Origin of the sequence: Nostoc sp. NMS7 (genome assembly GCF_017115085.1) — a bacterium.
Taxonomy (GTDB): domain Bacteria; phylum Cyanobacteriota; class Cyanobacteriia; order Cyanobacteriales; family Nostocaceae; genus Nostoc.
In genome coordinates, this window is record NZ_JABXKJ010000050.1 from 1 (window position 1) to 23,382 (window position 23,382).

At 43.5% G+C, this 23,382-nt stretch carries 18 protein-coding genes and 1 pseudogene; 12 read left to right on the plus strand and 7 right to left on the minus strand.

Annotated features, from left to right (window positions below; all coding sequences use genetic code 11):
• Positions 1–416: 416 nt before the first annotated feature.
• Positions 417–1,301, plus strand: a complete 885-nt coding sequence (locus HWQ38_RS03830) for a hypothetical protein (protein WP_292790152.1) — start codon at positions 417–419, stop codon at positions 1,299–1,301.
• A gap of 171 nt (positions 1,302–1,472) precedes the next feature.
• On the opposite strand, the gene clpP is transcribed toward HWQ38_RS03830, so the two are convergent.
• Entirely contained in the window at positions 1,473–2,108 is a 636-nt protein-coding gene (gene clpP, locus HWQ38_RS03835; protein ID WP_292790179.1) for an ATP-dependent Clp endopeptidase proteolytic subunit ClpP, read from the minus strand.
• A 470-nt stretch (positions 2,109–2,578) separates the two neighbouring features.
• On the opposite strand from clpP, the gene HWQ38_RS03840 reads away from it, so the two are divergent.
• The 5 genes from HWQ38_RS03840 to metK all read left to right on the plus strand — a co-directional run bounded on the left by HWQ38_RS03840 (position 2,579) and on the right by metK (position 8,977).
• Positions 2,579–2,734, plus strand: a complete 156-nt coding sequence (locus tag HWQ38_RS03840; protein WP_292790154.1) for a hypothetical protein — start codon at positions 2,579–2,581, stop codon at positions 2,732–2,734.
• Between the two features lie 133 nt (positions 2,735–2,867).
• Positions 2,868–4,922 carry a thioredoxin domain-containing protein gene (locus HWQ38_RS03845; RefSeq protein WP_292790155.1) on the plus strand — a complete coding sequence of 685 codons (2,055 nt, stop codon included), beginning with the start codon at positions 2,868–2,870 and terminating at the stop codon, positions 4,920–4,922.
• Positions 4,923–5,120: 198 nt separating this feature from the next.
• Positions 5,121–5,723, plus strand: coding sequence for a molybdenum cofactor guanylyltransferase (locus HWQ38_RS03850; RefSeq protein ID WP_292790157.1), 603 nt, complete (start codon positions 5,121–5,123; stop codon positions 5,721–5,723).
• Between the two features lie 730 nt (positions 5,724–6,453).
• Positions 6,454–7,458, plus strand: a complete 1,005-nt coding sequence (locus HWQ38_RS03855) for a phosphoribulokinase (RefSeq protein ID WP_292790158.1) — start codon at positions 6,454–6,456, stop codon at positions 7,456–7,458.
• A 244-nt stretch (positions 7,459–7,702) separates the two neighbouring features.
• Complete coding sequence (gene metK / locus HWQ38_RS03860; protein WP_292790160.1) at positions 7,703–8,977, plus strand: methionine adenosyltransferase; 1,275 nt, start codon at positions 7,703–7,705, stop codon at positions 8,975–8,977.
• A gap of 176 nt (positions 8,978–9,153) precedes the next feature.
• Here metK and HWQ38_RS03865 read toward each other — a convergent pair whose 3' ends face one another.
• Positions 9,154–10,116, minus strand: a complete 963-nt coding sequence (locus tag HWQ38_RS03865; protein WP_292790163.1) for a hypothetical protein — start codon at positions 10,114–10,116, stop codon at positions 9,154–9,156.
• Positions 10,117–10,272: 156 nt separating this feature from the next.
• Between HWQ38_RS03865 and HWQ38_RS03870 the strand changes: the two genes are divergently transcribed.
• From HWQ38_RS03870 to HWQ38_RS03880, 3 genes are all read left to right on the plus strand, one after another.
• Positions 10,273–11,733 carry an ATP-binding protein gene (locus HWQ38_RS03870; RefSeq protein WP_292790165.1) on the plus strand — a complete coding sequence of 487 codons (1,461 nt, stop codon included), beginning with the start codon at positions 10,273–10,275 and terminating at the stop codon, positions 11,731–11,733.
• Complete coding sequence (locus HWQ38_RS03875) at positions 11,726–13,051, plus strand: sigma-54 dependent transcriptional regulator (RefSeq protein WP_292790166.1); 1,326 nt, start codon at positions 11,726–11,728, stop codon at positions 13,049–13,051. Before HWQ38_RS03870 ends, HWQ38_RS03875 begins: the two co-directional genes overlap by 8 nt.
• A gap of 195 nt (positions 13,052–13,246) precedes the next feature.
• A complete protein-coding gene (locus HWQ38_RS03880; protein WP_292790167.1) occupies positions 13,247–14,623 on the plus strand; it encodes an RNA polymerase subunit sigma-54 in 1,377 nt (458 codons plus the stop codon).
• Positions 14,624–15,079: 456 nt separating this feature from the next.
• Here the strand turns inward: HWQ38_RS03880 and HWQ38_RS03885 are convergent, their stop codons facing one another.
• Both HWQ38_RS03885 and HWQ38_RS03890 read right to left on the minus strand, forming a co-directional pair.
• Entirely contained in the window at positions 15,080–16,264 is a 1,185-nt protein-coding gene (locus HWQ38_RS03885) for an anion transporter (protein ID WP_292790168.1), read from the minus strand.
• Positions 16,261–17,529: an MFS transporter gene (locus HWQ38_RS03890; protein ID WP_292790169.1), complete on the minus strand. Its 1,269-nt coding sequence runs from the start codon at positions 17,527–17,529 to the stop codon at positions 16,261–16,263. Before HWQ38_RS03890 ends, HWQ38_RS03885 begins: the two co-directional genes overlap by 4 nt.
• Before the next feature lie 298 nt (positions 17,530–17,827).
• Between HWQ38_RS03890 and HWQ38_RS03895 the strand changes: the two genes are divergently transcribed.
• Positions 17,828–18,997 (plus strand): homocysteine biosynthesis protein, encoded by a 1,170-nt coding sequence (locus tag HWQ38_RS03895; RefSeq protein ID WP_292790170.1) that lies wholly within the window; start codon positions 17,828–17,830, stop codon positions 18,995–18,997.
• A 136-nt stretch (positions 18,998–19,133) separates the two neighbouring features.
• On the opposite strand, the gene HWQ38_RS03900 is transcribed toward HWQ38_RS03895, so the two are convergent.
• Entirely contained in the window at positions 19,134–20,168 is a 1,035-nt protein-coding gene (locus HWQ38_RS03900; RefSeq protein WP_292790171.1) for a hypothetical protein, read from the minus strand.
• A gap of 378 nt (positions 20,169–20,546) precedes the next feature.
• On the opposite strand from HWQ38_RS03900, the gene HWQ38_RS03905 reads away from it, so the two are divergent.
• Positions 20,547–21,440 carry a tetratricopeptide repeat protein gene (locus HWQ38_RS03905; protein ID WP_292790173.1) on the plus strand — a complete coding sequence of 298 codons (894 nt, stop codon included), beginning with the start codon at positions 20,547–20,549 and terminating at the stop codon, positions 21,438–21,440.
• Positions 21,441–21,568: 128 nt separating this feature from the next.
• Here HWQ38_RS03905 and HWQ38_RS03910 read toward each other — a convergent pair whose 3' ends face one another.
• Both HWQ38_RS03910 and HWQ38_RS03915 read right to left on the minus strand, forming a co-directional pair.
• A complete protein-coding gene (locus tag HWQ38_RS03910) occupies positions 21,569–22,189 on the minus strand; it encodes a TMEM165/GDT1 family protein (RefSeq protein WP_292790175.1) in 621 nt (206 codons plus the stop codon).
• A 311-nt stretch (positions 22,190–22,500) separates the two neighbouring features.
• Complete coding sequence (locus tag HWQ38_RS03915; RefSeq protein ID WP_292790177.1) at positions 22,501–22,953, minus strand: DUF29 domain-containing protein; 453 nt, start codon at positions 22,951–22,953, stop codon at positions 22,501–22,503.
• A gap of 88 nt (positions 22,954–23,041) precedes the next feature.
• On the opposite strand from HWQ38_RS03915, the pseudogene HWQ38_RS03920 reads away from it, so the two are divergent.
• Positions 23,042–23,230 (plus strand): annotated as a pseudogene (locus tag HWQ38_RS03920) (IS630 family transposase); the annotation flags it as partial.
• Between the last annotated feature and the right edge of the window lie 152 nt (positions 23,231–23,382).

Below are 23,382 nucleotides of genomic sequence, written 5' to 3' on the forward strand. Positions count from 1 at the left end.
CAAGCTTTTGGCTTAGAACTCATCCCTATTTCCAACGCTATGGAATGTGTTTCTTAGGAGTTTACCTTCTATAAAATCCAATAGATGGTTCTTATGTGCGTCCAGCAGAAGATCCTGTGACGATGTGGGCGCTTGAGATTTTAGTAGAAGAGAAAAACTGCACGCCAGTTGCTTCTCCCTTGGCGCTAGCCTCTCCCTTTGGGAGAAGGGGAGACGCTGCGCGAACAAGTCGGCAGAGTCGCCCAATACACTGATTCAGGATTCAGCACTGTTTCGGTAAAAAATGAAAAAATGTAATATTGACAGGCATCCTGGGTATCGAATAGATGTAAATTAAAGTAAGGGCAGCTTACCTTGCTTGAGCATACAGGCAGTATGACCCCGTTATTAAAAATATTTAGATTGGTAGCAGTATTATGTTGGCTCAATTCCAGAGCTTGTATCCCAAGGGCAATCTGATTTCAGAATTAGTGCAAATTTATCAAGGAAAATATATTGTCCGGGCAAGCGTGCAAATTGAAGGCGTAACCCGTGCTACGGGTATGGCCGCAGCAGAAACAGTAGAAGCAGCAGAAGACCAAGCCAGAACTAGGGCGCTGATAGTTTTGGGTATTACAAATACGCCACCAGAATCAGTGACATTTACCTCAAATCCAATTTCCCCGGCGCAGTTAAACCCTTCCTTAAATAGCAAAAGTGGATTAAATGAGCCTGCTGCCTATTCCTCTGCAAAAGATGGGGATTTTGTCGGTAATCAATGGTCAGTCGTCAGCGACAAAGAAATATCTCTGCCGCCTTCCAAAGTACGGAACATTAAACCAGAAGTAGTAACAAGCAATAACGAAGAGTACGGGTACAGTAATGCTGTGCTGCCAGCAAGCGACTATAGCCAGGATTTAAGTCAAAACTTTCCTGTGAGTGCCAACCGGGAGCTAGAATTTGATCCTCCAGTTGAAAACTTGGAAATACTCTCTGATAACCAGATGGAAAATCAAAGCTTTCCAGCAATTTCTGTGAATAATGTTACACCATTTACACCTCGGAGTTACAGCCCTCAAGAGGATATCGCCACCCCGTCAGTGAAAGGAAAGAGAAACAAGAAAGCTGAACCCGTGGATTTATCGGATGTAATTGCTAAAACAGATGTCGAACTTCAGCGTTTAGGCTGGACACCAGAACAGGGACGAGAGCATCTAATTAAAACCTACGGCAAGCGAGGGCGTACTTTGCTGACTGAAGAAGAATTGCATGGATTCCTTAAATACCTCCAATCTGAGCCAGACCCAATAGCGGGATTTTGATTAGTCATTAGTCATTAGTCATTAGTAAGGACTGATGACGTAGGCTTTGTCCAAATCGGTATTAAATACTTGAGCAGGCCACCCATTCCAAAAATATCCCCTCTTCACTTATGAAGAGGGGATATTTTTGGGGTTTAAAAGTGGTAAATCACCATTTACCAATCGTAACTATTAATTAACAAGAGCAACTGCTGGACGGCTACCGGCGGCGTGACGGTCAATCACTTGGTCAATCAAACCATAATCCCTGGCTTCTTCTGGCGACATGAAGAAGTCACGTTCAGTATCTTCAGCAATCCGCTCAATTGGTTGACCTGTATGTTCAGCTAAATAGTCATTTAGCCGCCGCTTGTGGTACAGAATTTCCCGCGCCTGAATTTCAATATCAGTCGCTTGTCCTTGAGCGCCGCCTAAAGGTTGATGAATCATAATCCGAGAATGGGGTAGACTCATCCGCTTACCCTTAGCACCAGCACTGAGGAGGAAAGCGCCCATACTCGCCGCTAATCCTGTACAAATTGTACAGACATCAGGGCGAATGTGTTTCATAGTGTCAAAAATGCCCATACCAGCCGTCACCGAACCACCGGGAGAATTGACATACATATAAATGTCTTTCTCCGGGTCTTCAGCATCCAAATACAGCAGTTGGGCAACAATCAAGTTAGCAATGTTGTTATCAACTTGTTGTCCCAAAAAGATGATGCGCTCACGTAACAGCCGTGAGTAGATGTCAAAGGCGCGTTCACCTCGACCCGATTGTTCAATAACGATAGGAATCATGGAAGCGTGTTTGTGGCTACTTATAAATACATTTTATCGGTGACAGCACGAAACTGGGGCTGATCTCTACTCTTCCCAGGTACATAGAAGTAAATCTTTGCCATTCTGTCTTATCCAACAAAGGGCAAAAGGTGATTATGCAATAGATTCAACCCCTAAGGGCACTTTTAGCGGCAAAAGCCGTCTAAGAGAATATCCCGATTTAGGGAAGAACAAATCAAAAAACTCCAATTGTCGCCAATCTCATGTCTCGGCCTTTGCTGCACAACCTTGGCGATGTGCTGATTAGACCAATAACCGAAATCCGACTTGCTTAGGGAATTACCTTCAATATTCAGTAATATTTGAATTCAGTAATGTTTGAAACATTTTTTTAAGATTTCCCTCAGCAATTATTAAGTTATTTTTGTTAAATTCGGTAAATCGATAGTACGAGGTGTATTTAGAATAACCAGTTTTACTTGAAATGCTATCCACTCAGAGAGAGACGTGCCATGCTGGAAAAATTAGTACAAGCCGCCATCATCACCTTCTTGCTCCACCTGATAGCAGGACTTAGCCCAAATACTTTAATTCAGACAAAGACAGCATCACCTGTGCGAGAAACACCAGCAAATATTGTTAGTTTCGTATTGCGATCTTTTCACTAAGAATGTTTCATAAATTGTACAGATGTGCAAATAAACCCAACTATAGCGTTTCTTTGTTGAGTTCAATATAGACCAGTAAGATTCCTGGGAACACGGTAGACTGAGCAAAGAAGGCAACTATTTGCATTTGATCATGACTAATCGCCTTGCTGAAGCTAAGAGCCTCTATCTCCGCAAACACGCCGAAAACCCGATTGATTGGTGGCCTTGGTGTGACGAAGCACTTGCAACTGCAAGGGCGCAAAATAAACCGATTTTTCTCTCCATTGGCTATTCTAGTTGCCATTGGTGTACTGTCATGGAAGGCGAGGCTTTTTCTGATATTGCGATCGCTAACTACATGAATGCCAATTATCTTCCCATTAAAGTAGACAGGGAAGAAAGACCTGACCTCGATAGCATCTATATGCAAGCTTTGCAGATGATGAGCGGTCAAGGGGGTTGGCCTTTGAATATTTTTCTTTCCCCAGAAGATTTAGTGCCGTTTTATGCTGGTACTTATTTCCCTGTAGACCCGCGCTATGGGCGTCCGGGATTTTTGCAGGTTTTGGAAACCCTTCGCCGTTATTACGATACAGAAAAAGAAGATTTACAGCAACGCAAAGCCCTAATTATTGAGTCTCTGCTCACGTCTGCGGTGATGCAAGACTCTACAACAACCGAGCTTGAAGACCATGAATTACTCCGCCAAGGTTGGGAAATCAGCACAGGTGTAATTACTCCTAGTCAATCTGGCAACAGTTTTCCGATGATTCCCTATACAGAATTAGCACTCCGGGGAACTCGATTTAATTTTGAATCTCGCTATGATGGCAAGCAAGTTTGTACCCAACGGGGACTAGACTTAGCGCTGGGAGGCATTTATGATCATGTGGGCGGTGGTTTTCATCGGTATACTGTTGACCCGACTTGGACAGTACCCCATTTTGAAAAAATGCTCTACGACAATGGACAGATTGTGGAGTATCTGGCTTCTTTGTGGAGTACAGGAGTAGAAGAACCAGCGTTTGAGAGGGCAGTTGCTGGTACTGTATTATGGCTAAAGCGGGAAATGACCGCGCCTGAAGGTTACTTCTATGCTGCTCAAGATGCCGACAGCTTCACGGAATCCACGGCGGTAGAACCAGAAGAAGGAACTTTTTACGTCTGGAGTTACAGCGAACTACAACAACTGTTAACACCTGAAGAACTAAGGGAATTAGAACAGTTTACGGTAACACCTAACGGCAACTTTGAAGGGCGTAATGTGTTGCAAAGACGCTATTCAGGGCAACTGAGTGCAACGCTGGAAACGGCACTGAGCAAGCTGTTTACCGCTCGCTATGGCGTTAGTTCTGAGTCACTAGAAACTTTTCCCCCGGCTCGTAATAACCAAGAAGCAAAAACTGCTAACTGGCCAGGTCGCATTCCCTCGGTGACAGATACGAAGATGATTGTCGCCTGGAATAGCTTGATGATTTCTGGGCTGGCTAGGGCTGCTGGGGTTTTCCAACAACCGTTATATCTGGAATTAGCAGCACGAGCAGCGAATTTTATCTGGGAAAATCAGTTTGTCGATGGGCGTTTCCACCGACTCAACTATCAAGGTGAACCAAGCGTTTTAGCTCAGTCTGAAGATTACGCCTTTTTTATTAAAGCTCTCTTGGATTTACAAGCTTCCAACCCTGAGCATCAGCAATGGTTAGAAAAAGCGATCGCTATCCAAGATGAATTCAACCAATTTCTCTGGAGTGTAAAATTAGCTGGTTATCATAACACATCTAATGATTCAAGTCAAGATTTAATTGTGCGGGAGCGGAGTTACGCTGATAATGCTACACCATCAGCCAATGGAATTGCGATCGCTAACCTTGTGCGTCTGTCCCTACTCACCGATAATCTAGATTATTTAGATTTAGCTGAACAGGGCTTAAAAGCTTTTAGAAGTGTGATGCATCGCGCTCCCCAGGCTTGCCCCAGTTTATTTACAGCTTTGGATTGGTATCGTAACTCTACCTTGATTCGCAGCACAACTGAGCAAATCAACGCTTTGATCCCCAAGTATTTACCTGTGGTTGTGTTTACCGTCACATCTGATTTACCAGAGGGAAGCGTTGGGTTAGTTTGCCAAGGTTTGAAGTGTCTTGCACCAGCAGAAAGTGCAGAGGATTTATGGCAGCAAGTGCGGGAAAGTCAAGTGAGGGATTAAATACTCAATATTATCATTGAGATCCTCAACCGCCAGGGGTTATAAACCCCCGCCTAATAGCTTAAGTCCTCTAAAAGAGGACTAAACAAGAATTTCAGTCCATTGAAATGGACTTTAGCTATTAGCCAGCGATTTGAATCGCTGGCGGGTAATGCCCACAAGTGCAAGATATATTTTTATCCTCTTTTTTTTTGGCGAATGACTATTGACTCATGTAGCAAATTAACAGCAATTGTGTTAGCTGGCGGTAAAAGTTCTCGGATGGGTCAGGATAAAGCCTTGATTCCCATTCAAGGAGTGCCGTTATTGCAGCGAGTTTGTGGGATTGCTGAAAGCTGTGCTGATGCTGTTTATATAATAACTCCCTGGCCAGAACGCTATCAAGACTTGCTTTTGCCTAGTTGTCAGTTTATCCGGGAAGTGTCTTTGTCTGGAGAATCTCTAGCCCACGGGCCTCTAGTTGGATTTGCCCAAGGATTAGCCGAAGTGCAAACAGAATGGGTGCTGCTGCTAGCTTGCGATTTGCCGAGGTTGCGAGTTGAGGTGTTGCAAAATTGGGTAACTAAACTTGATAATGTAGGAGATGATGCGATCGCAGCTTTAGCTGATCATCCTAAAGGCTGGGAACCTCTATGTGGGTTCTATCGCCGTCGCTGTTTGCCACAACTCTTAGAGTTTATCAACCAAGGGGGGCGATCGTTTCAACAGTGGCTTCGGCAATATCCTGTAGAAGTTTTGCCCTTAGCAGAACCAGAAATGCTGTTTAATTGCAATACACCAGAGGACTTAGCTTTAAGTTAATTCCTGTCAAAAAAGCTAAAAACTTAATCGTGAACTGAACCTGCGGAAACTGTGCTAATTAAAGTCATTTTTCCCATCAGGATCGTTAGGATCTATCAAAACATAAGTAATTGCTTTCTTAGTACTGCGTTGTTTTGCTTTGGAAACGTGCGAAATAGAGCCATCTGCATTAACCACAGGTGGAGGTAAGCCCCGACTGTGAGTAATTCACAGCCAATAATTTGACTAATGCAAGTTGTTGGCTCATTCGTTAGATAGATTTTGGCTTTGAATATCTTAAACATTGTCGAGCCGGAATTACAATTTAGCAAGGTTAAAGAATTCGCTGCCAGAATAAATTATACCTTATAGACTTGATTATCTAGAGTCACAACTAGGATAATGACAGGGCTGCAACACTTATGGGCGATACTGATCCCCATTTTTAAATTAACAACTAAATCAACAAAATCATTGATAAACCACGCTAATTCTTCTTGAGGGCAAATCTTGTATGGGATACCCCCTTCTGTTAAAATCAAATATACCACTAGGATTAAATACTTACCGGCACCAACATTCAGGCTAGTCCGATGGGTAGCAGCTTATTACTTTGTTGTCTACCCGTTTGGTGTCTTATAGCAGTGCTGGGTAGCAAGAACGCAGGATAAACCAAAGGGGTAAACTCCTGGCTTGAAAATCTGCTGTGTGAAAAATTATTGAGACAACTTTAGTATTGTAGAGGAGATTTATGACAAATAAGCCGGAACGCGTGGTACTGATTGGAGTAGCCGGAGACTCTGGGTGCGGTAAATCTACGTTTTTGCGTCGTTTGATAGATTTGTTTGGTGAAGATTTGATGACAGTCATCTGCTTGGATGACTATCACTCGCTCGATCGCAAACAGCGTAAAGAAACCGGGATAACGGCACTAGACCCCAGGGCAAACAATTTTGACCTGATGTATGAGCAAATTAAAGCGCTCAAAAGTGGTAAAGGGATTGATAAGCCGATTTACAACCACGAAACCGGCTTGCTTGATCCGCCAGAACGGGTGGAGCCGAATCGGATTATAGTTGTGGAAGGGCTGCATCCTTTATATGATGAGCGGGTGCGATCGCTAATCGACTTCAGTGTTTATTTTGACATTAGCGATGAAGTCAAAATTGCCTGGAAAATTCAGCGAGATATGGCTGAACGCGGTCATCGCTACGAAGATGTTTTAGCGCAAATCAATTCCCGCAAACCTGACTTTGAAAAGTTTATCGAACCACAAAGAGAATTTGCCGATGTAGTTCTTCAGGTATTACCCACCAACTTGATCAAAAACGATACGGAGCGCCGAGTCTTAAGAGTGCGTATGCTCCAACGGGAAGATAAGGAAGGCTTTGAGCCAACCTACCTGTTTGATGAAGGCTCAACAATTAATTGGACTCCCTGTGGACGCAAGCTGACCTGTTCTTACCCTGGTATGCAACTGTACTACGGTTCAGATGTGTACTACGGTCGCTATGTCTCAGTATTAGAGGTAGATGGTCAATTTGATAACTTGGAAGAAGTAATTTATATTGAAACCCATCTCAGCAATACATCCACCAAATACCAAGGTGAATTAACTCACTTGTTACTCCAGCACCGCGAGTATCCAGGCTCCAATAATGGAACTGGTTTCTTCCAAGTGCTTACAGGTTTGAAGATGCGTGCTGCCTATGAGCGGTTGACAGCTACAGAAGCAAAATTAGCGGTTCAGGTTTAAAAGCTTGTGGGGGCGCTTCTGAGTGTCCCCTTTTTTTGTGTTATTAAATACATTCTTTCCACAAAATAATCAGCATAAATTTATCTTCTTTACAGATGCTTACCTTATAACTAGTGGTTTTTATCAATATCAAGAAGATACTAACTACTGAAGTATAAATATTGTTATGATTTCAGAAATTAGTAGTTGAACTAAATACCGACATTTAGTCAGCAAAAAAAATTCAAATCAGGAGGAATTACCTTTGTCTCGTCGATATCTATTTACCTCCGAGTCAGTCACCGAAGGTCATCCAGATAAAATCTGCGATCAGATTTCTGATACCATTCTGGATGCCTTACTGACACAAGACCCCAGCAGCCGTGTTGCTGCTGAAGTAGTAGTTAACACTGGTTTGGTGCTAATCACTGGTGAAATAACCACCAAAGCCAATGTAAATTTCGTCAATCTCGCTCGTAAAAAAATTGCCGAAATTGGCTATACCAATGCTGATAATGGCTTTTCTGCTAACAGCACCAGCGTTCTGCTGGCTATAGACGAACAATCACCCGATATTGCCCAAGGCGTTAACACCGCCCATGAAAGCCGCGAGCAAGATAGTGATGAACTATTCGACAAAATTGGTGCGGGCGACCAAGGTATAATGTTTGGCTTTGCCAGCAACGAAACACCAGAACTGATGCCCTTACCCATCAGTCTCGCTCATCGCATTGCCCGCCGATTGGCAGCAGTCCGCAAAACGGGTGAATTGTCATACCTGCGTCCTGACGGCAAAACCCAAGTAACTGTAGTCTACGAAGACGGACGCCCCGTAGGCATTGATACTATCCTGATTTCCACCCAGCATACAGCCACTATTGGGGAAATCACAGATGAGGCGGCAGTACAAGCCAAAATTAAACAAGACCTCTGGGCAGCAGTGGTCGAACCTGTTTTTGGCGACATTGACATTAAGCCTAATCAGGAAACACGTTTTTTAGTCAACCCCACTGGCAAATTTGTCGTTGGTGGTCCTCAGGGAGACTCTGGTTTGACCGGACGGAAAATAATCGTTGACACCTACGGTGGTTATTCACGGCATGGTGGCGGCGCTTTTTCTGGCAAAGACCCCACGAAGGTAGACCGCTCTGCGGCTTATGCGGCTCGTTATGTGGCGAAAAATATTGTCGCCGCCGGGTTAGCAGACAAAGTTGAAATCCAGCTATCCTATGCGATTGGCGTAGCGCGACCAACAAGCATTCTGGTGGATACTTTTGGCACCGGCAAAGTGGATGAAGAAACCTTACTGGAATTAATCAACCAGCACTTTGAACTGCGTCCGGCGGGGATTATCCATACCTTCAACTTACGTAACTTACCAAGTGAACGAGGCGGACGTTTTTATCAGGACGTCGCGGCTTACGGTCACTTTGGGCGGACTGATTTAGACTTGCCTTGGGAACAGACCGATAAAGCCGAGTTGTTGAAGCAAGCGGTAAAGGAATCACTTTCGGGAGTAGTTGCTCAGGCAGTAACTTAGACTTATACGCTACTGCAAAAACTTAGTTTAGCTACGTGAGGGTATTGGTAACTTGACAAGTTAGCTGTGCCCTCATTTTTTGCTAGCCACCTGAATATCGAAAAGTAAAACTACCAATAAACCTCTTGCAAAAGTCCCTAACACCCACCCCCTACAAAAGATTTTTGTCAATGGTATTAGGGGACGGTGATGGCTTTTGGTTGCAAAGATACAGGTTGACCATTAACTGATAACGCTGTGGCTTCTAGAATCTGTCCGTAACGATTGCGAGTGCCAAATCCTTTGGCTTGAATTTTGTCTCCGATATTCCCCATAGTGGCTAGCTGTTCGCCTACATGGGGCGGGAACTTGACAATAGTGCCATTAGAGATAATGACGCCGTTAATCTCTCCTCGATGTCCCACCAACCAATTTTGAGCAGTTCCCTCCGCAGAGAAAGTACTGTAGTTGATCAAGGTGGGGGGTTGGGGCGCTGTTGTGGGCGGTTGTTCGACTAAAGTCTCTCCAGTTTGAGAATTGGTGATTCTTTGGGCTTTCACTTCCTGTCCGAAGCGAGTCGAAAAGCCAGGATCACCAAAAATGCTTACCTTTGTGTTTGGGGTAATTATTCCCACCAAACTGTCGCCCATGTGGGGAGGAAATTTCACCTGTAGCCCGTTATTGAGTAATAGCCCATCTACCTTACCTTCAGGGTTGAGAAGATACTGTTTTACTTCTCCGGTGAAAGTGGTTCCCGTTGCGGGGGGTAATCCTGGTGGAGGTGCTGGGGGAATATCTAGACGATTAGCATTGGGTAAATTGGCACTTGGGAGATTACTTTCTAACGATCGCCCGTTTGGTGTAGCATTACTAGCAACAGTATTGTACGTCCAAAAACCGAAAAGTGCGATCGCTGCTCCAATGCCGCCACTAGTTAAAATTAACTTTAACTTGCGTTGGCGATCGCTAGCTCGGATTTGCTTGGCTTGAATCTGCTGTATAGCTTGCTGAATCACCTCTGGAGGAATTTGGACTTCTGCCCCAGCTTGCATAATCTCTTCTAAAGAATAATCCTGATTTTCTTGGGCATACAACTGAGCCGCTAGAGCGAAAATATCGGGAGCGATTTCTTTAGGAATGCGAATTTTGGAGTTATTCATTTGCTTCAACTGAATTTAATCGCTAACTAGAACTGTAAGAATGCAAAACTCGTGCCATAGATACAACACACTCGCCAGTTAGTCACGCAGGATGAAGAATGAGCGACTGGAATTTGGCATATTTTTTGCACTTCTAGAAGTTCTAACGCTTATTCCATGCAACCTATTGTGTTAACTCAACGTTGGACACTCCGGCGACAGCTAACAATCCTCAGCATCCTTTTTTTAGGTTTAAGTGGAGCTGCTTTGTGGTTAGTTGTACAACTATTTCAAAGCTTGGAAGGTGCTGTTGTTGCCAGAAATCAGAGAGAATTAGCTTTTGCCAACACCAGATTAATTAAGCTGTTTTGGGAATCAAATCTTGGGCAAATACCAAAGCCAGGTGAGCAGTCAAGCAAGCCGTTGGCGGAACTCTCAAATGAAGTCCTAACTGCTTTCCCAAGGGTAGAAGGGGGATTTTATCTGCTGCAACAAGACCAGCTTTTAGGCTATGCCTATCCTACCCACGGAGGTCCTGTCCCCAAAAAAGATATTCCTCCCGTTGAGCGAGACACAATTTTGCAATTGACTCGGAGAGCCACAAGCCAAGGTTTACCCCAGGAATTAGTATTGCACCCCGGTCTAGATATCTTGATAATGCGTGCTGATCCTCTACCTTTGTGGGGTGCAGTGTGGACAATGAAACGTATGCCTCATCTAGAAGATAGTAATCAAAAAGTTTTAAGTGTTTTCGTGGTTTTAGGAATTTTAGTTGTGGGAGCTTGGACTTTTTATATTGCCTTACAACTTCAGTGGGGAGTGCAGCGACTCCAGCAAAGTATTAAGGCTATGGAAGAGGATAAAGCTTCGCTAATTCCTCCCCTCCCCGCAGAAATGGGACTTTTGGGAACTGCAATTAATAGTATGCAATACCGCCGCCAAGAGTTAGAGCAGCGCCTGCACCGAGTTGAGCGCTTGGCTTCTCTGGGACAACTGGTAGCGGGGGTAGCTCATGAAGTCCGTAATCCCCTAGCTAGTATGCGCCTCAATTTGCAATATACAGAACGACAATTAAAAAAGCAGGGCATTACGACTTTACCGATCGCTAGTTTACTAGAACAAGTAGACCGTTTAGAGATGCTAGTGCGACGGCTATTATATTTTGACCAAAATCAGCAAGAAGAAATGGTAACTACTTCTCTAGAAGCGATCGCTTCTGAATCAGTTTCTCTGTTGCGTCTGAAAGCTGAAGAACAGGGAGTAACGCTTTTTTATCGCTCTGCTGCTGAACCTTTGCCCCAAGTACCACTACGCCGCCGGGAGTTAGGACAGGTAATGGTTAACTTAATCTTAAATGCCATCCAAGCTAGTCCACCGGAAAGCGAAGTTGAGGTTGGTGTAAACCAAGAGCAAGACTACTTAGTAACTTGGGTAAAAGATACTGGCGCAGGTTTAGCACCAGAAGAACGCGATCGCATTTTCGATCCTTTTTATTCCACAAAACCCCAAGGAACAGGTTTAGGTTTAGCGATTAGCCACGAGATTGTCACGCGACACGGAGGGCATATTGATTTGAAATCTCAACCGGGTTGCACCGTTTTTAGCGTTTATTTACCGAAGAATCAAAACGATGGCTAAGATTTTGATTATTGATGATGAAAAAGCTTTGCGTCAAGCGATGGCGCAGATTTTAAAAGATGAAGGTCACGCCGTAGTCGAGGCGGCAGACGGAGAGCAAGGACTGAAGATAATTCAGCAGGATACCACATCTCGTCCTGACTTGGTGTTTCTAGATTTAAAAATGCCCAAAACTCAGGGTAGTGCTGTTCTGAAAGCTTTAGGTAGTAAAATTCTGTTTGAACTGCCGGTAATTGTGATGACAGCTTATGGGACAAGTCGTACAGCCATTGAAGCTATGCAATTGGGAGCCTATGATTACTTAACTAAACCCTTCGATTTAGAAGATTTAGTCAACTTGGCGCAAAAAGCCTTAGCTCATTCTCAAGCATCAGCCGAGCAAATTGGTGAAGCAAATACCCAAAATCTCGGACAGCCAGAAGAACTGTTGGGGCGATCGCCTAAAATGGCACAAGTCTTTAAACTCATTGGTAGACTTGCCCAAGGAAACACCACAGTTTTGATTATCGGAGAATCAGGTACGGGCAAAGAGTTAGTCGCTTCCACACTGCATAATGCTAGCCCTCGCAGTCGTGGCCCTTTGGTAAAAGTTAACTGTGCAGCCCTTCCAGAACATTTGTTAGAAGCAGAATTATTTGGTCACGAAAAAGGAGCCTTCACTGGAGCTAATCACTTGCGAATTGGTCGATTTGAACAGGCCAATGGCGGCACAATTTTTTTGGATGAAGTCGGAGAATTGAGCCAAATCATTCAAGGAAAATTGTTGCGAGTATTACAGGATAAATCCTTCGAGCGCTTGGGTAGCAACCAAACCAAAACTGTAGATGTCCGCATTTTAGCTGCTACCAATCGGAACTTAGAGCAATTGGTTCGCCTGAATCAGTTTCGAGAAGACCTTTACTATCGTTTTAATGTAGTACGGATTGAACTACCACCTTTGCGCGATCGCCCCGAAGATTTAGAACAACTTACCCAACATTTTTTAAGTTATATTGCTCTGAGAAATGGAATTAAAAATTTAGCGATCGCCTCAACCGCCCTAGAAAAACTGAGAGATTACGGTTGGCCAGGGAATGTGCGAGAACTGCAAAATACTTTAGAGAGAGCAGCAGTTTTTTCTGGAGGAAGAACAATTCTTTCAGAGCATCTCATTTTTAATCAAGAATATCAGATGAACTTGAACTTAGAACAAGCGATCGCTCAGTTAGAAATCAACTTTATCCGCCATGCTTTAGCTCTTTATCCCCAAGAACCACACAAAGCATTAGGAATTTCCGCCGAAAGCTTTGAGCAAAAAAAGAAACAATGGAATTTATAGAGCAATAGGATTCAGTTAAGGCTTAACTCTTTATCAAAGTCAATTTTTTTAACGAACCGCAAAGGACGCAAAGAACGAGAAGGGAGAGAAGGAAGAAATGCTTAACTGAACTGGATTGATTTATAGTGATGATTTGACCTAACTCCTAACTCCTGTACAGACGCGATTAATCGCGTCTCTCCTAACTCCTAACTAATGAATTCCTTAAACTCAGCATCTACACTAGAAACCCACCTAGAAACTCAAACTGTTATTTACCCAACTCTACGGTATTTAGTTCGCTTTTTGCCGTGGGATAGTAAACGAGTATTCGACTATCTTCGAGAAGAATCTAAACACAATCCATTTATAATAGAAAATTCTGATTTCCAGAGCAGCGAAGTACTTTTAGACGATATTCTACCTAATTGGTATAGTCCCACCGCACAGGAATTAAGTTTAAGCGAGCATCTTTTTGGACAAATATCAGCTTTATCAATACCATCCAGACAACGTGAAGCCTTAACCTATTTAACTCAGTGGTTATCAAACTCTGGTTACTTAGAAGAAACTCCACAAACTTGGGCAAATGGTAGTATCTGGAGTCCAAAAGAACTAGAAGCTGTTGTGCCTCTCCTTCAAAGTTTAGATCCACCTGGAATTGGTACGCGCTCCCTGCAAGAATGTCTGTTATTACAACTCAAAGACCAGCCTGAAAGCCTAGCTTTTATACTAGTTAAAAATTATTTAGAAGACATATCAAATTGTATTGGTAATTCTTTAGAGTCAAAGCACAATTGTCAAGTACTTTTGCAAAAACTGCACCAAAATCACCAAAACATTGATATTGACATCGAGAAAATCACCGATGCTATTCATGAGATTCAAGAATTAGAACCCCGTCCCGCCAGAAACTTCGGTGGTAGCGATGCTCCCATCGTCACCCCTGATTTAAAAGTTGAGTTAATAGCTGAAAGTTGGCAAATTTCTTTAGCCTATGAAGTCAAACAACGTTTTTGTCTAAATTCTGAAGCCATTAAGCTTTTGCAGGAATCACCGAAAGCAAGGCGAGATAGCCAACAACTAGAAGTATTATTACAACAAGCTAGAAGTTTACTCACAGCTTTGCAACAATGGCAGGAAAATCTGATCAAAGTTGGTAAATTTTTAGTTGAGCGTCAGCAAGCTTTTTTGCAGAGTCGGGATAAATTAGATTTGGTGTCTACCCCTCAGCAATTAGTAGCTCAATCGGTGGGACTGAGTAACTCTACAGTCAGCCGGATTGTGCGGGGACGGTATATATTAGTTTGTGACCAAAACAGTCGGATAATTCCGTTGCATTCACTATGTGTTCCTGTAGGAGTAGGCGGACGTACTCCTCAACAAATCCAACAGATGCTATTACAGTTAATTGCAGAAGAATCACCCGCCAATCCTTATACTGATGAGCAATTAGCCCAGCTTTTAAAAATCAGATTTTGTCTGCCAATCACTCGCAGAACAGTCACAAAATACCGTAAAATTGCCGGGATGAAGTCATCACATTACCGGAAGTTGACTGATACAGCAGAATTCAGGAGTCAGAATTGGTGAATTCAGAACTAAAGCACGCTTTATGCCTAGTTTTGAGACTTAGTATCGCATTTCCGAAATTCGTAGCTTTTTTAAACGCAGAGGGACGCTGAGGGAAGCGCAGAGGGGAGGCAGCGCGTTGCGGGGGTTCCCCCCGTTGTAGCGACTGCCGTCGCGCTGAGTTTTGCCAATTTTTATTCGCTATGAACTTATGGAATTCTGTACTTAGTTTGTGTACTTTACCAACTTGAAATCTGCTGTAAGTAGATGAGAAGCAGGGAAGTCTCGTGAAACATGAAAGTTGAGGCTTTGAGCTTGGAAGTTGAGCCTTTAAGCTTGAACATTGCACCTTTGAACCTGAAATTTTAAGTTTGATTGTTGACCAATGACAATAGGACTTAGGCAAAATATCTCTCAAACTCTGATTTCTCTGCGCCTCTGCGGTTCGTTATCCCTAACTCGTGCGTAAGTCCTAAACTAAATCCAATAATAAGCCAGGATAAGAGTCACGACAGTTAGCGGTAGACCAAAACGTAAATGTTCCCAGAATGACAACTGATAACCAAGTTTTGCCACAGCCTCAGCAACAATTAAATTAGCAACTGAACCTAACAAAGTTAGATTACCTGCCAAAGTAGAACCTGCTGCTAATAGTAACCAGGTTTTTGTGTCTGGATGGGGAAGTAAATGTTGTAATAACAATACGGCTGGAACATTAGAAACTAAATTTGAAAGCAGAGCCGTAACTCCTAACATGCTCAGGGGACTATGAACTAAACCGCTAAATACATTCAATATTCCTAATTTTTCCACTCCAGCAGTCACAATAAACAGTCCAGAAAACATCACCAGTAAATCCCAATCTACTTTATTTAAAACTCGTTGCGGTTTGATTCGCCTAGTAATAAACAGTAAACTAGCAGCTACAAGTGTTGCTTGGGCTGGGGGCATTCCAATTAAGAATGCAATTAATAGTCCTCCGGTTATCAATAGGCTTTTAGTAAGTAACGGTTTAAATATGCGGTAACGCACGGGGGTTACACTCGGACAAGACTTAGTTGAACGGACATCAGGATAAAGCCACCAGAGTAACCCAATTTGAATCAACAAACTTACTAATGCGATGGGAGTCAATGCTTTAGCAAAATCGAGATAGCTGATACCAGAGAAGGAACCAATCAAAATATTTTGCGGATTGCCACTTAAGGTAGCCACTGAACCCAGATTAGTTGCTCCCGCCAAAGCAAGTAAGTAAGGAATAGGATTGAGTTTCAAAGTTTGGGTTAAACCAAGAACCAAAGGAGTCAGAATTAGAGCGATGGTATCATTCAGAAAAAAAGCGGAGAGAATCCCACTGCCAAAAGTTAAAACAACCAGCAAACCCAAAGGGCTGCGAGTAAAGTGTGTAACTGTATCAAGAGTTAGTTGGAAAAAACCAGCGTAAGCTAAGTTTGTGCTGATTACCATCATGCCAAACAGGAAAATCAGCGTTTTATAGTCTATCGCTTGCCATGCTTCTTTGAGGTCTAATACCCCGAATGCCATCAGCAAAGATGCACCAACTAAAGCAATACTGGCTCGGTTCATCCGCAAACCAGGTAGATATCCTAAACTCAAACCTATATAAGTCAGCCCAATGATGATGTATCTGAAAACAATCATGATTTCGCTAGATTATTTTGAGGTGATGCTTTTCTATTAACTCCTGTTTTTGTTTCAGGTACACAGAACCAAAAAACTCCTAAAGCCACAACTGCGATCGCTGCTAAAATCAAAAAACCAACATTATAACCAGCACTTTTAACCACGAACCCAGCTAATACATTACTCAAACCCGCACCAACACCAATGGCAGTGTTGAGCATCCCTTGGGTAACATTAAAGCGTCCTGTGCCTTTAGTCAAATCAGCTACCATCAACACTGAAAGCACACCAAAAATCCCGCCTGCAATACCATCCAGAATTTGCACAGAAACGAGAAAATAGGGATTGTCTGAAAGCGTATACAGCACTCCGCGAATCGGTAAGACGGCAAAGCCAAGTAGAAATATGGGTTTTCGGGCTGCATTTGCGAAACGCCCAGCCAAGTTGGACACTGGAATCATTACTAACTGAGCGACAATGATACAAGCAGACATATAAACTGTGTCACTTGCCCCTTTACCCTGCGCCAATTCTTGACCAACTAGCGGTAACATAGCAGCATTGGCAAAGTGAAACAGAACTACTGCAATAGTAAAAAAAAGGATTTTGCGATCGCTTAATAATTGCAATATGCCTTCATAGCGCTGTTGATGTTTTTCTTTATCTTCCTCCTCGCCCTCTTCACCATCTCCACGCGCTAGTTCATGGTCAATCTCTCTTTCACGAATCATTCTTACCGAAATAATACTGCCCACAGCCATAGCTGCAACCAGAAAAAATATTGCCTTGCGTGCAATAAAGTAACCTGCTAAACCAGCAAGAACAGCAGCTAGCAGATTGCCTGCATGATTAAATGTTTCATTACGACCTACCCGCCGATCTAATCTCTCATGTCCTACAAGTCCCAGAGTAATCGCAGTAATCGCAGGTGGGAAAATAGCTGCTGCAATCCCGATCGTGATCTGAGAACCGATGACAACAGGCAAATTGGGGAACAAGCCTATAGCGATACAGCCGATAGAAACAAACACAGCCGCCAGTACAATCAACATCCGTTTCTGGCGTAGCCTGTCAACCAATGCACCAGCTGGTGTTTGGGCAATAACTGTGGCAATTGTCGAAACTGACATCGCCATTCCAATCTGAACAGGGTTCCAATTTTCTGAAGCTTTCAGGTAAATACTCAGATATGGCCCAACACCATCGCGCACATCTGCGAGAAACACATTCAAGTAATCAAGCGATCGCAAACTCTTCTTACTTGGTCTTCGCTGCTTTTGCATAAATCTTTAGTAATATTTGGTGAGCTATGGAACAATACGCCTAAGCATATTGGGCTGAGGTCACAATACTCTTATGCAAAAATCGTGCCAAATCTACAGGGCAGTAGTACTTAGTACTACTAAATTGTTAACTATTTCGAGAGCAAATTATACAAGAGAATCCAGGATCTGCGCTCACAAGGAGCAATGAAAATTTCTTTTCCCTACTTCCATTCGGCTACGCTCACGGCAAGCCCATTCCCTATTATCAAGATATCCTTCAAAAAGGAAGACAGCAGGAAGCACTAGCACTGATAAAATGCGAACAATTGCAGAAATTAACGAGAAAATCAGCCGCCAACGTGCGGTAGTATTGACAACTGAAGAATTAAAAGCACGAGTTGTAGAAATCGGTGTTACTAAAGCTGCTAAAGAAGTTGATGTAATTACCACTGGCACTTTTGAGCCGATGGAATCAAGTGGTGCAATTATCAATCTGGGACACACTGACCCGCCGATAAAAATTCGCCGTTGCTGGTTAGATGGCGTGCCAGCATACTCTGGTTTTGGGGCAGTAGATTTATATTTGGGTGCCAGTTCTGCTGTGGAGACGATGGACGGGGAAGAAGTCCGAGAACGTGGCGGTGGTCATGTAATCGAAGATTTGATCGCTGGTAAACCTATACACATAAAAGCGCAAGGACAAGTAACAGATTGTTACCCCAGAGCAAATTTTGAAACTACTGTCACCAGTGAAACGATTAATCAGTTTTATTTATTTAATCCGCGCAATCTTTATCAAAATTTTATTGTTGGTGTAAATGGTGGCGATCGCCCCCTCTTCACCTATCTCGGACCCTTACAACCGCGTCTGGGAAATGCCGTTTACTCGAACCCCGGTGCGATTTCTCCCTTACTCAACGACCCCGATTTGCAACTCGTTGGTATAGGTACTCGAATTTTTTTAGGCGGTGGTGTTGGCTATGTCGCTTGGGAAGGCACTCAGCACTTCCCCTTACAAAAGCGTTTAGCTAATCGTACACCGATTGGGCCTTGTGCCACTTTAGCTTTAATTGGTGATGCCAAGCAAATGGATGCTCATTGGATACGAGGGTGTTACTTCAAAAGTTATGGACCCTCATTGATGTTAGGCGTTGGTGTACCACTCCCTGTATTAAATGAACAGGTAGTTGAACACTGTGCCGTGCAAGATCAAGACTTAGTAGCCCCAATAGTGGATTTTTCCATTCCCAGGCGCGTCCGTCCTACCTTTGGTTTGGTGAGTTACGCCCAACTAAAATCTGGGCGGATCACCATTGAGGGCAAAGCAGTACGTGTTGCCCCCTTAGCGAGTTTGTTTTTTTCTAGGCAAGTCGCCCTAGAGTTGAAAAAGTGGATCGAAGCAGGTACATTTACCCTCACAGAAGCAGTTGCCCCAATTCCAATGGATCGAGCTTTTCTACCCCAAGATCGGCGGACAGATTTTTAGGGGGATGAGGGGGATGAGGGGGACAAGGGGGACAAGGGGGACAAGGAAGAATTAATTGAACAAGTTAAGTTTCTTCCTTGTCTCTCCCCTCTCCCTTGTCTTCCTTGTCTCTTCCCAATGCTCCATGCCCTATACCCTACTCAAGAGTCGGTTTCGGTCGCTTGATGGGCTTAGGAGCGGGCGTTTTTGGTATAGGTTTTGACACCACAGAGGGGTCGCCACCTGCGCCTGTTTTCTTGATCGGACGCGGGGTTTCGCCAGTGCGTCTGGGGGGGAATGGTTTTCTCCCACCAGCACCACCAGCACCACCACCGCCAGCACGAGGGGCACCTTTGAATGGTGGTTTGCGTTTTTTGGGCAAATCAGCGATCGCCTCAGCTTTTTCTACTACCAAAACGTCAGCTTCCCGCTTGGCTTGGAAGTCCCAAAATTTTCCCACTGCTTTGGTGGTTAGCACACCCCTCAATTTCAACTTAAAATACTTGGGTTTATCAGTTGATTTCCGTGGAGCCTGCCTAATTTTGACTACCAAGCTCTTAGCATCAAAAGACTGGTATACTACTTCACCACGAACAGAAAAACCACCATCTGCAACTTCTGATGAGGGTATCAGGGCAGTTGTACTTAATTCAGAGTTTTCCGATAAGCCATCATCGGGTGTTTGTAACTCTTGCAACTCCAAATTTGGCTCTTCCTCATCTATTGAGTTTTTAGCCAGATTTTCTGGCTCCCAAACTCCGACAATTTGGATGTGCAAGGTATCATTTTCTTGTCTAGTCCGTGGATATACCACCCACAAGTGTTCTTTTTCTAAGTCTAGGTGATTCTTGACTAAACTCATAATCCGGCCTAGGAGGACGGCATTGAGTTCTACACCATCTGCGGTTAGCAGTGTACCTTGAGTAAATTGTTCGCTACTAGCATGATAGCGACCCCGGACTAACCCGATCGCTCGATATTGCATCGGCTCACTGGGAGGCGGAATCGGTTGCTGTCGATTGACCAAGTTCCCATTTGAGTCAGTCTCAATGGGGTTGACAGGCGAATTTTCAACTTCTTTAGAGGACTGGGCTGCTATATGAACATTGGCGGCTGTCTCTACGTTAGTTGGGCTTTGGTTAGAGGCAGAAGAATTGGAGGATTCAGGCAACGGCATCAGGTCGGAATTCATAAAAACTCCTTGCGGCGGAGACACATCCCATTGTGGGATTTTACAAAGGCAGCTGGAAAGAGCATTTGTGCGACTGATGAAAGTATATTTACTTTTCACAAAGTCACACCAGAGTACTCTACACAATCCTAAAGGCGCTAAATTTAGTGTTTATACACTAAATGTGTAATTTAGCGGCTTGACACTAGTTTCGGAAGCATATCATAGCTACAGTTCTGACGGCTCCTCCTAAAGTCATCACTTACTTTAGCAGTGTGGATAGTTAATTGTTATAAAATTCACAGGCAGTTGGCGGTATTCCGCAAAGTTTTGGAAATTTTTAACTTTACGATTTGTGTAAATGATAATGTCATTAGAGTTTAGGAGAAAGACAAAACTGTGACTCAAACACGCAATCGCTGGATAGTTCAAGTCGTCTTGGCGCTGGCAATTCTTGCTTTTGTGGGTGTTTCGGTGATTCCCATAATTGGAGCATTTAATAATACGCCATCCTCAAACCAGAATATCGCTAGCACCAAAGGCAGTTTGCCCTCAGTTGACCAAAAATCAAAATTGGAAGACGAAGTACGGGGTTATGAGCTAGTTTTGCAAAGGGAACCAGAAAATCAGACTGCGCTTAAGGGTCTATTACAGGCGCGGCTACAATTACTCAGTCAAAAAGAAAAAAGTGAGATTAAACCAGCTGATATCCAAGTCGTCATTGAACCCCTAGAAAAATTAGCCAAGCTGAATCCCCAACAATCAGAATATTCAGTGCTACTGGCTCAAGCTAAACAGCAAATTGGCGATCGCGAAGGAGCCGCTCAAGCTTATCGCTCGATTTTGTCCACTAAACCGGGCGATTTGAAGGCTTTGCAAGGAATGGTGTCTCTGTTGATAAATCAGCAACGCCCTGAAGCAGCCATTGGTTTGTTGCAAGAAACTCTCTCTAACGCAGCCCAAATAAATAAAATTCAGCCTGGAAGTGTAGATACAGTCGCTGTGCAAGTGCTGTTAGGTTCTGTTCACGCTTCCCAGAAACGCTACGCTCAAGCTAGCTCTGTATATGATCAGGCAATTAAGAAAGATCCCAAAGATTTTCGCCCCGTTGTGGCAAAAGCGATGCTCCTGAAACAACAGGGTAAAAACGCAGATGCAAAACCTTTCTTTGATCGTGCCGCAGCTTTAGCACCTGCTCAGTACAAAGACGAAATTAATAAAGCAGCAACAGCTTCCCCCATTCCTAATCCTGCTGCATCTCCTGCGCCTTCAGTGGAAAGTACTCCTAAGTAATGGGCATTAGGGAATGGGGAGTGGGGCATTGGGCATTGGGCATGGGGCATGGGGCATGGGGCATTGGTTATTATTTCTTCTCGCTCTCTCCGCACTCCCCCTGCTCCCTGCTCCCCTACTTCTTCCCCTCACGCTCCTTCAATGGCTGCAACGACACCAAAGACCAAAAACAGGCATCCGCCAATCAGGGTGAGCTGACGCTCGGAAATGCGTCCGGCAATCATTTTACCGCCGATAACTGCGATCGCAGCACAAATGGCATGTCCTAAAATTGCACCTATTGTGACTCCAATTGGATTATTACCTGCTGCTAGGGCAATGGTGGCAATTTGCGTGCGATCGCCCCACTCTGCCATAAATGTCAACACAAAGGCTTCTATTACAATTGCCAACGAAGTCTTTTGCTTTGGTAGCTGCAAATCTGCTTTTTTCACCGCAGCTTCAGCTTCTTCGACAACTTCTGTATCACAAGCAGCAGGGGACATCTTACTAGCGTCATATAACAGTTTGATACCAAAGGCAATAAATAAAGCTATTTCGGCGTAATGAATATAAACTTTTGGCAACAAAGATACCGCTTGTCCAAATAGCACCGAAAGGATTGACATCGCGGCTAAAGCACCTGTCACACCTATAAATACCAGCCGCCGCGGGTGATGCATTGCCAAAATCACAGCAATAAAAAATGTTTTATCGCCTAGTTCTGAAACTGTAATTAGTAATAAAGCTGCGGTAAAAGCTGTTAACATTCTCTCAAGCTCCTGAAGAATCGTTTATCGATGTGAAGCTTGATGAGAGCCAAAAGACCTCACCAAGTTTACACTTTTCGGTGTGAACTTAGTGAAGGTCTCGCTTTCAAATATTGATTATTTGCCATCTGAACCAGGCTCATCGCCAGTATGTTGATTCAGATGTACTGGCTTTTTATTTTTTTAGCCAGCAGCTACTCCCCTTCTATGCAAATTTTATTATATATCATTCTTTAGGTAGAAGTCAATAGTAGGGAATGGAGATACATAACTATAGAGAGTAGTGAAGCGGCACATGCCCGATTTAGTGCTTAATGAGGTAAAAACTGGTCATTTGTGACTTCTGGTAGCTGGTATGGACACACCACAGGAAAGGATTCCACTGACAAACCAGTTTCAGCTTTTGCTTGCTTAACCGCTTGTGCATAACACTGGGCAAAAACGATCTCAAGATAGGATTTAAGACTAGGTGAATCATCTAGAGCCTCCATAACACGTCTACGATGTTCAATAATGCTTCCTTCCCAACTTCCGCTTCTTTTTTCCGGTTGGAATTGCCATTTGAGCAAATGCACTAGAATTACAATCAGATTACTCTTAAGACTCCGACGCTCACTCTTTCCCATGTCGGCAATTTCTTCAATGAGGTTTTCCCAGTCCACGTTGGCGTAGTCTTGACTTTGCAATTTTTCCACAGTCGTTTCTATCCATTGCAAGTAATCAGCTTCATATAGCATTTGGGAATGGGTCTTTAGAGAAGACATGGCAGTTTCTATAAGAAATGTTTAGATAATATCTCGCATATCTTTACAATTAAGATCGGTGGGTTAACTCAGTGTAACGCACCCTACTCCACCAGACTCTCCTGATTTTTCACCAATTGAAAATTGTTGGTCGAAAATTAAGAGTATACTCCGTTCTATCTCTGCCATAAATTATCCAGACTTAGCTAAAGCTATTGAATAAGCGTTTAGTAAAGTCTCTCTAAATGATATCCGTAATTGGTTTACTCATTGTTGTTACTGTACCTCACCAGACTAGAAAATGCTATATTTTCAGTTGCGATCGCAATTAGATGACTTTTCTTTGGTCGCCGGGGTGTGAATGCTATTTGACCTAATAAAGTTGGTATCCGCTGAATAAATAGGGGATAGGAAGAAAAATAAGAGGATACAAAGGGTCACACCGGATTG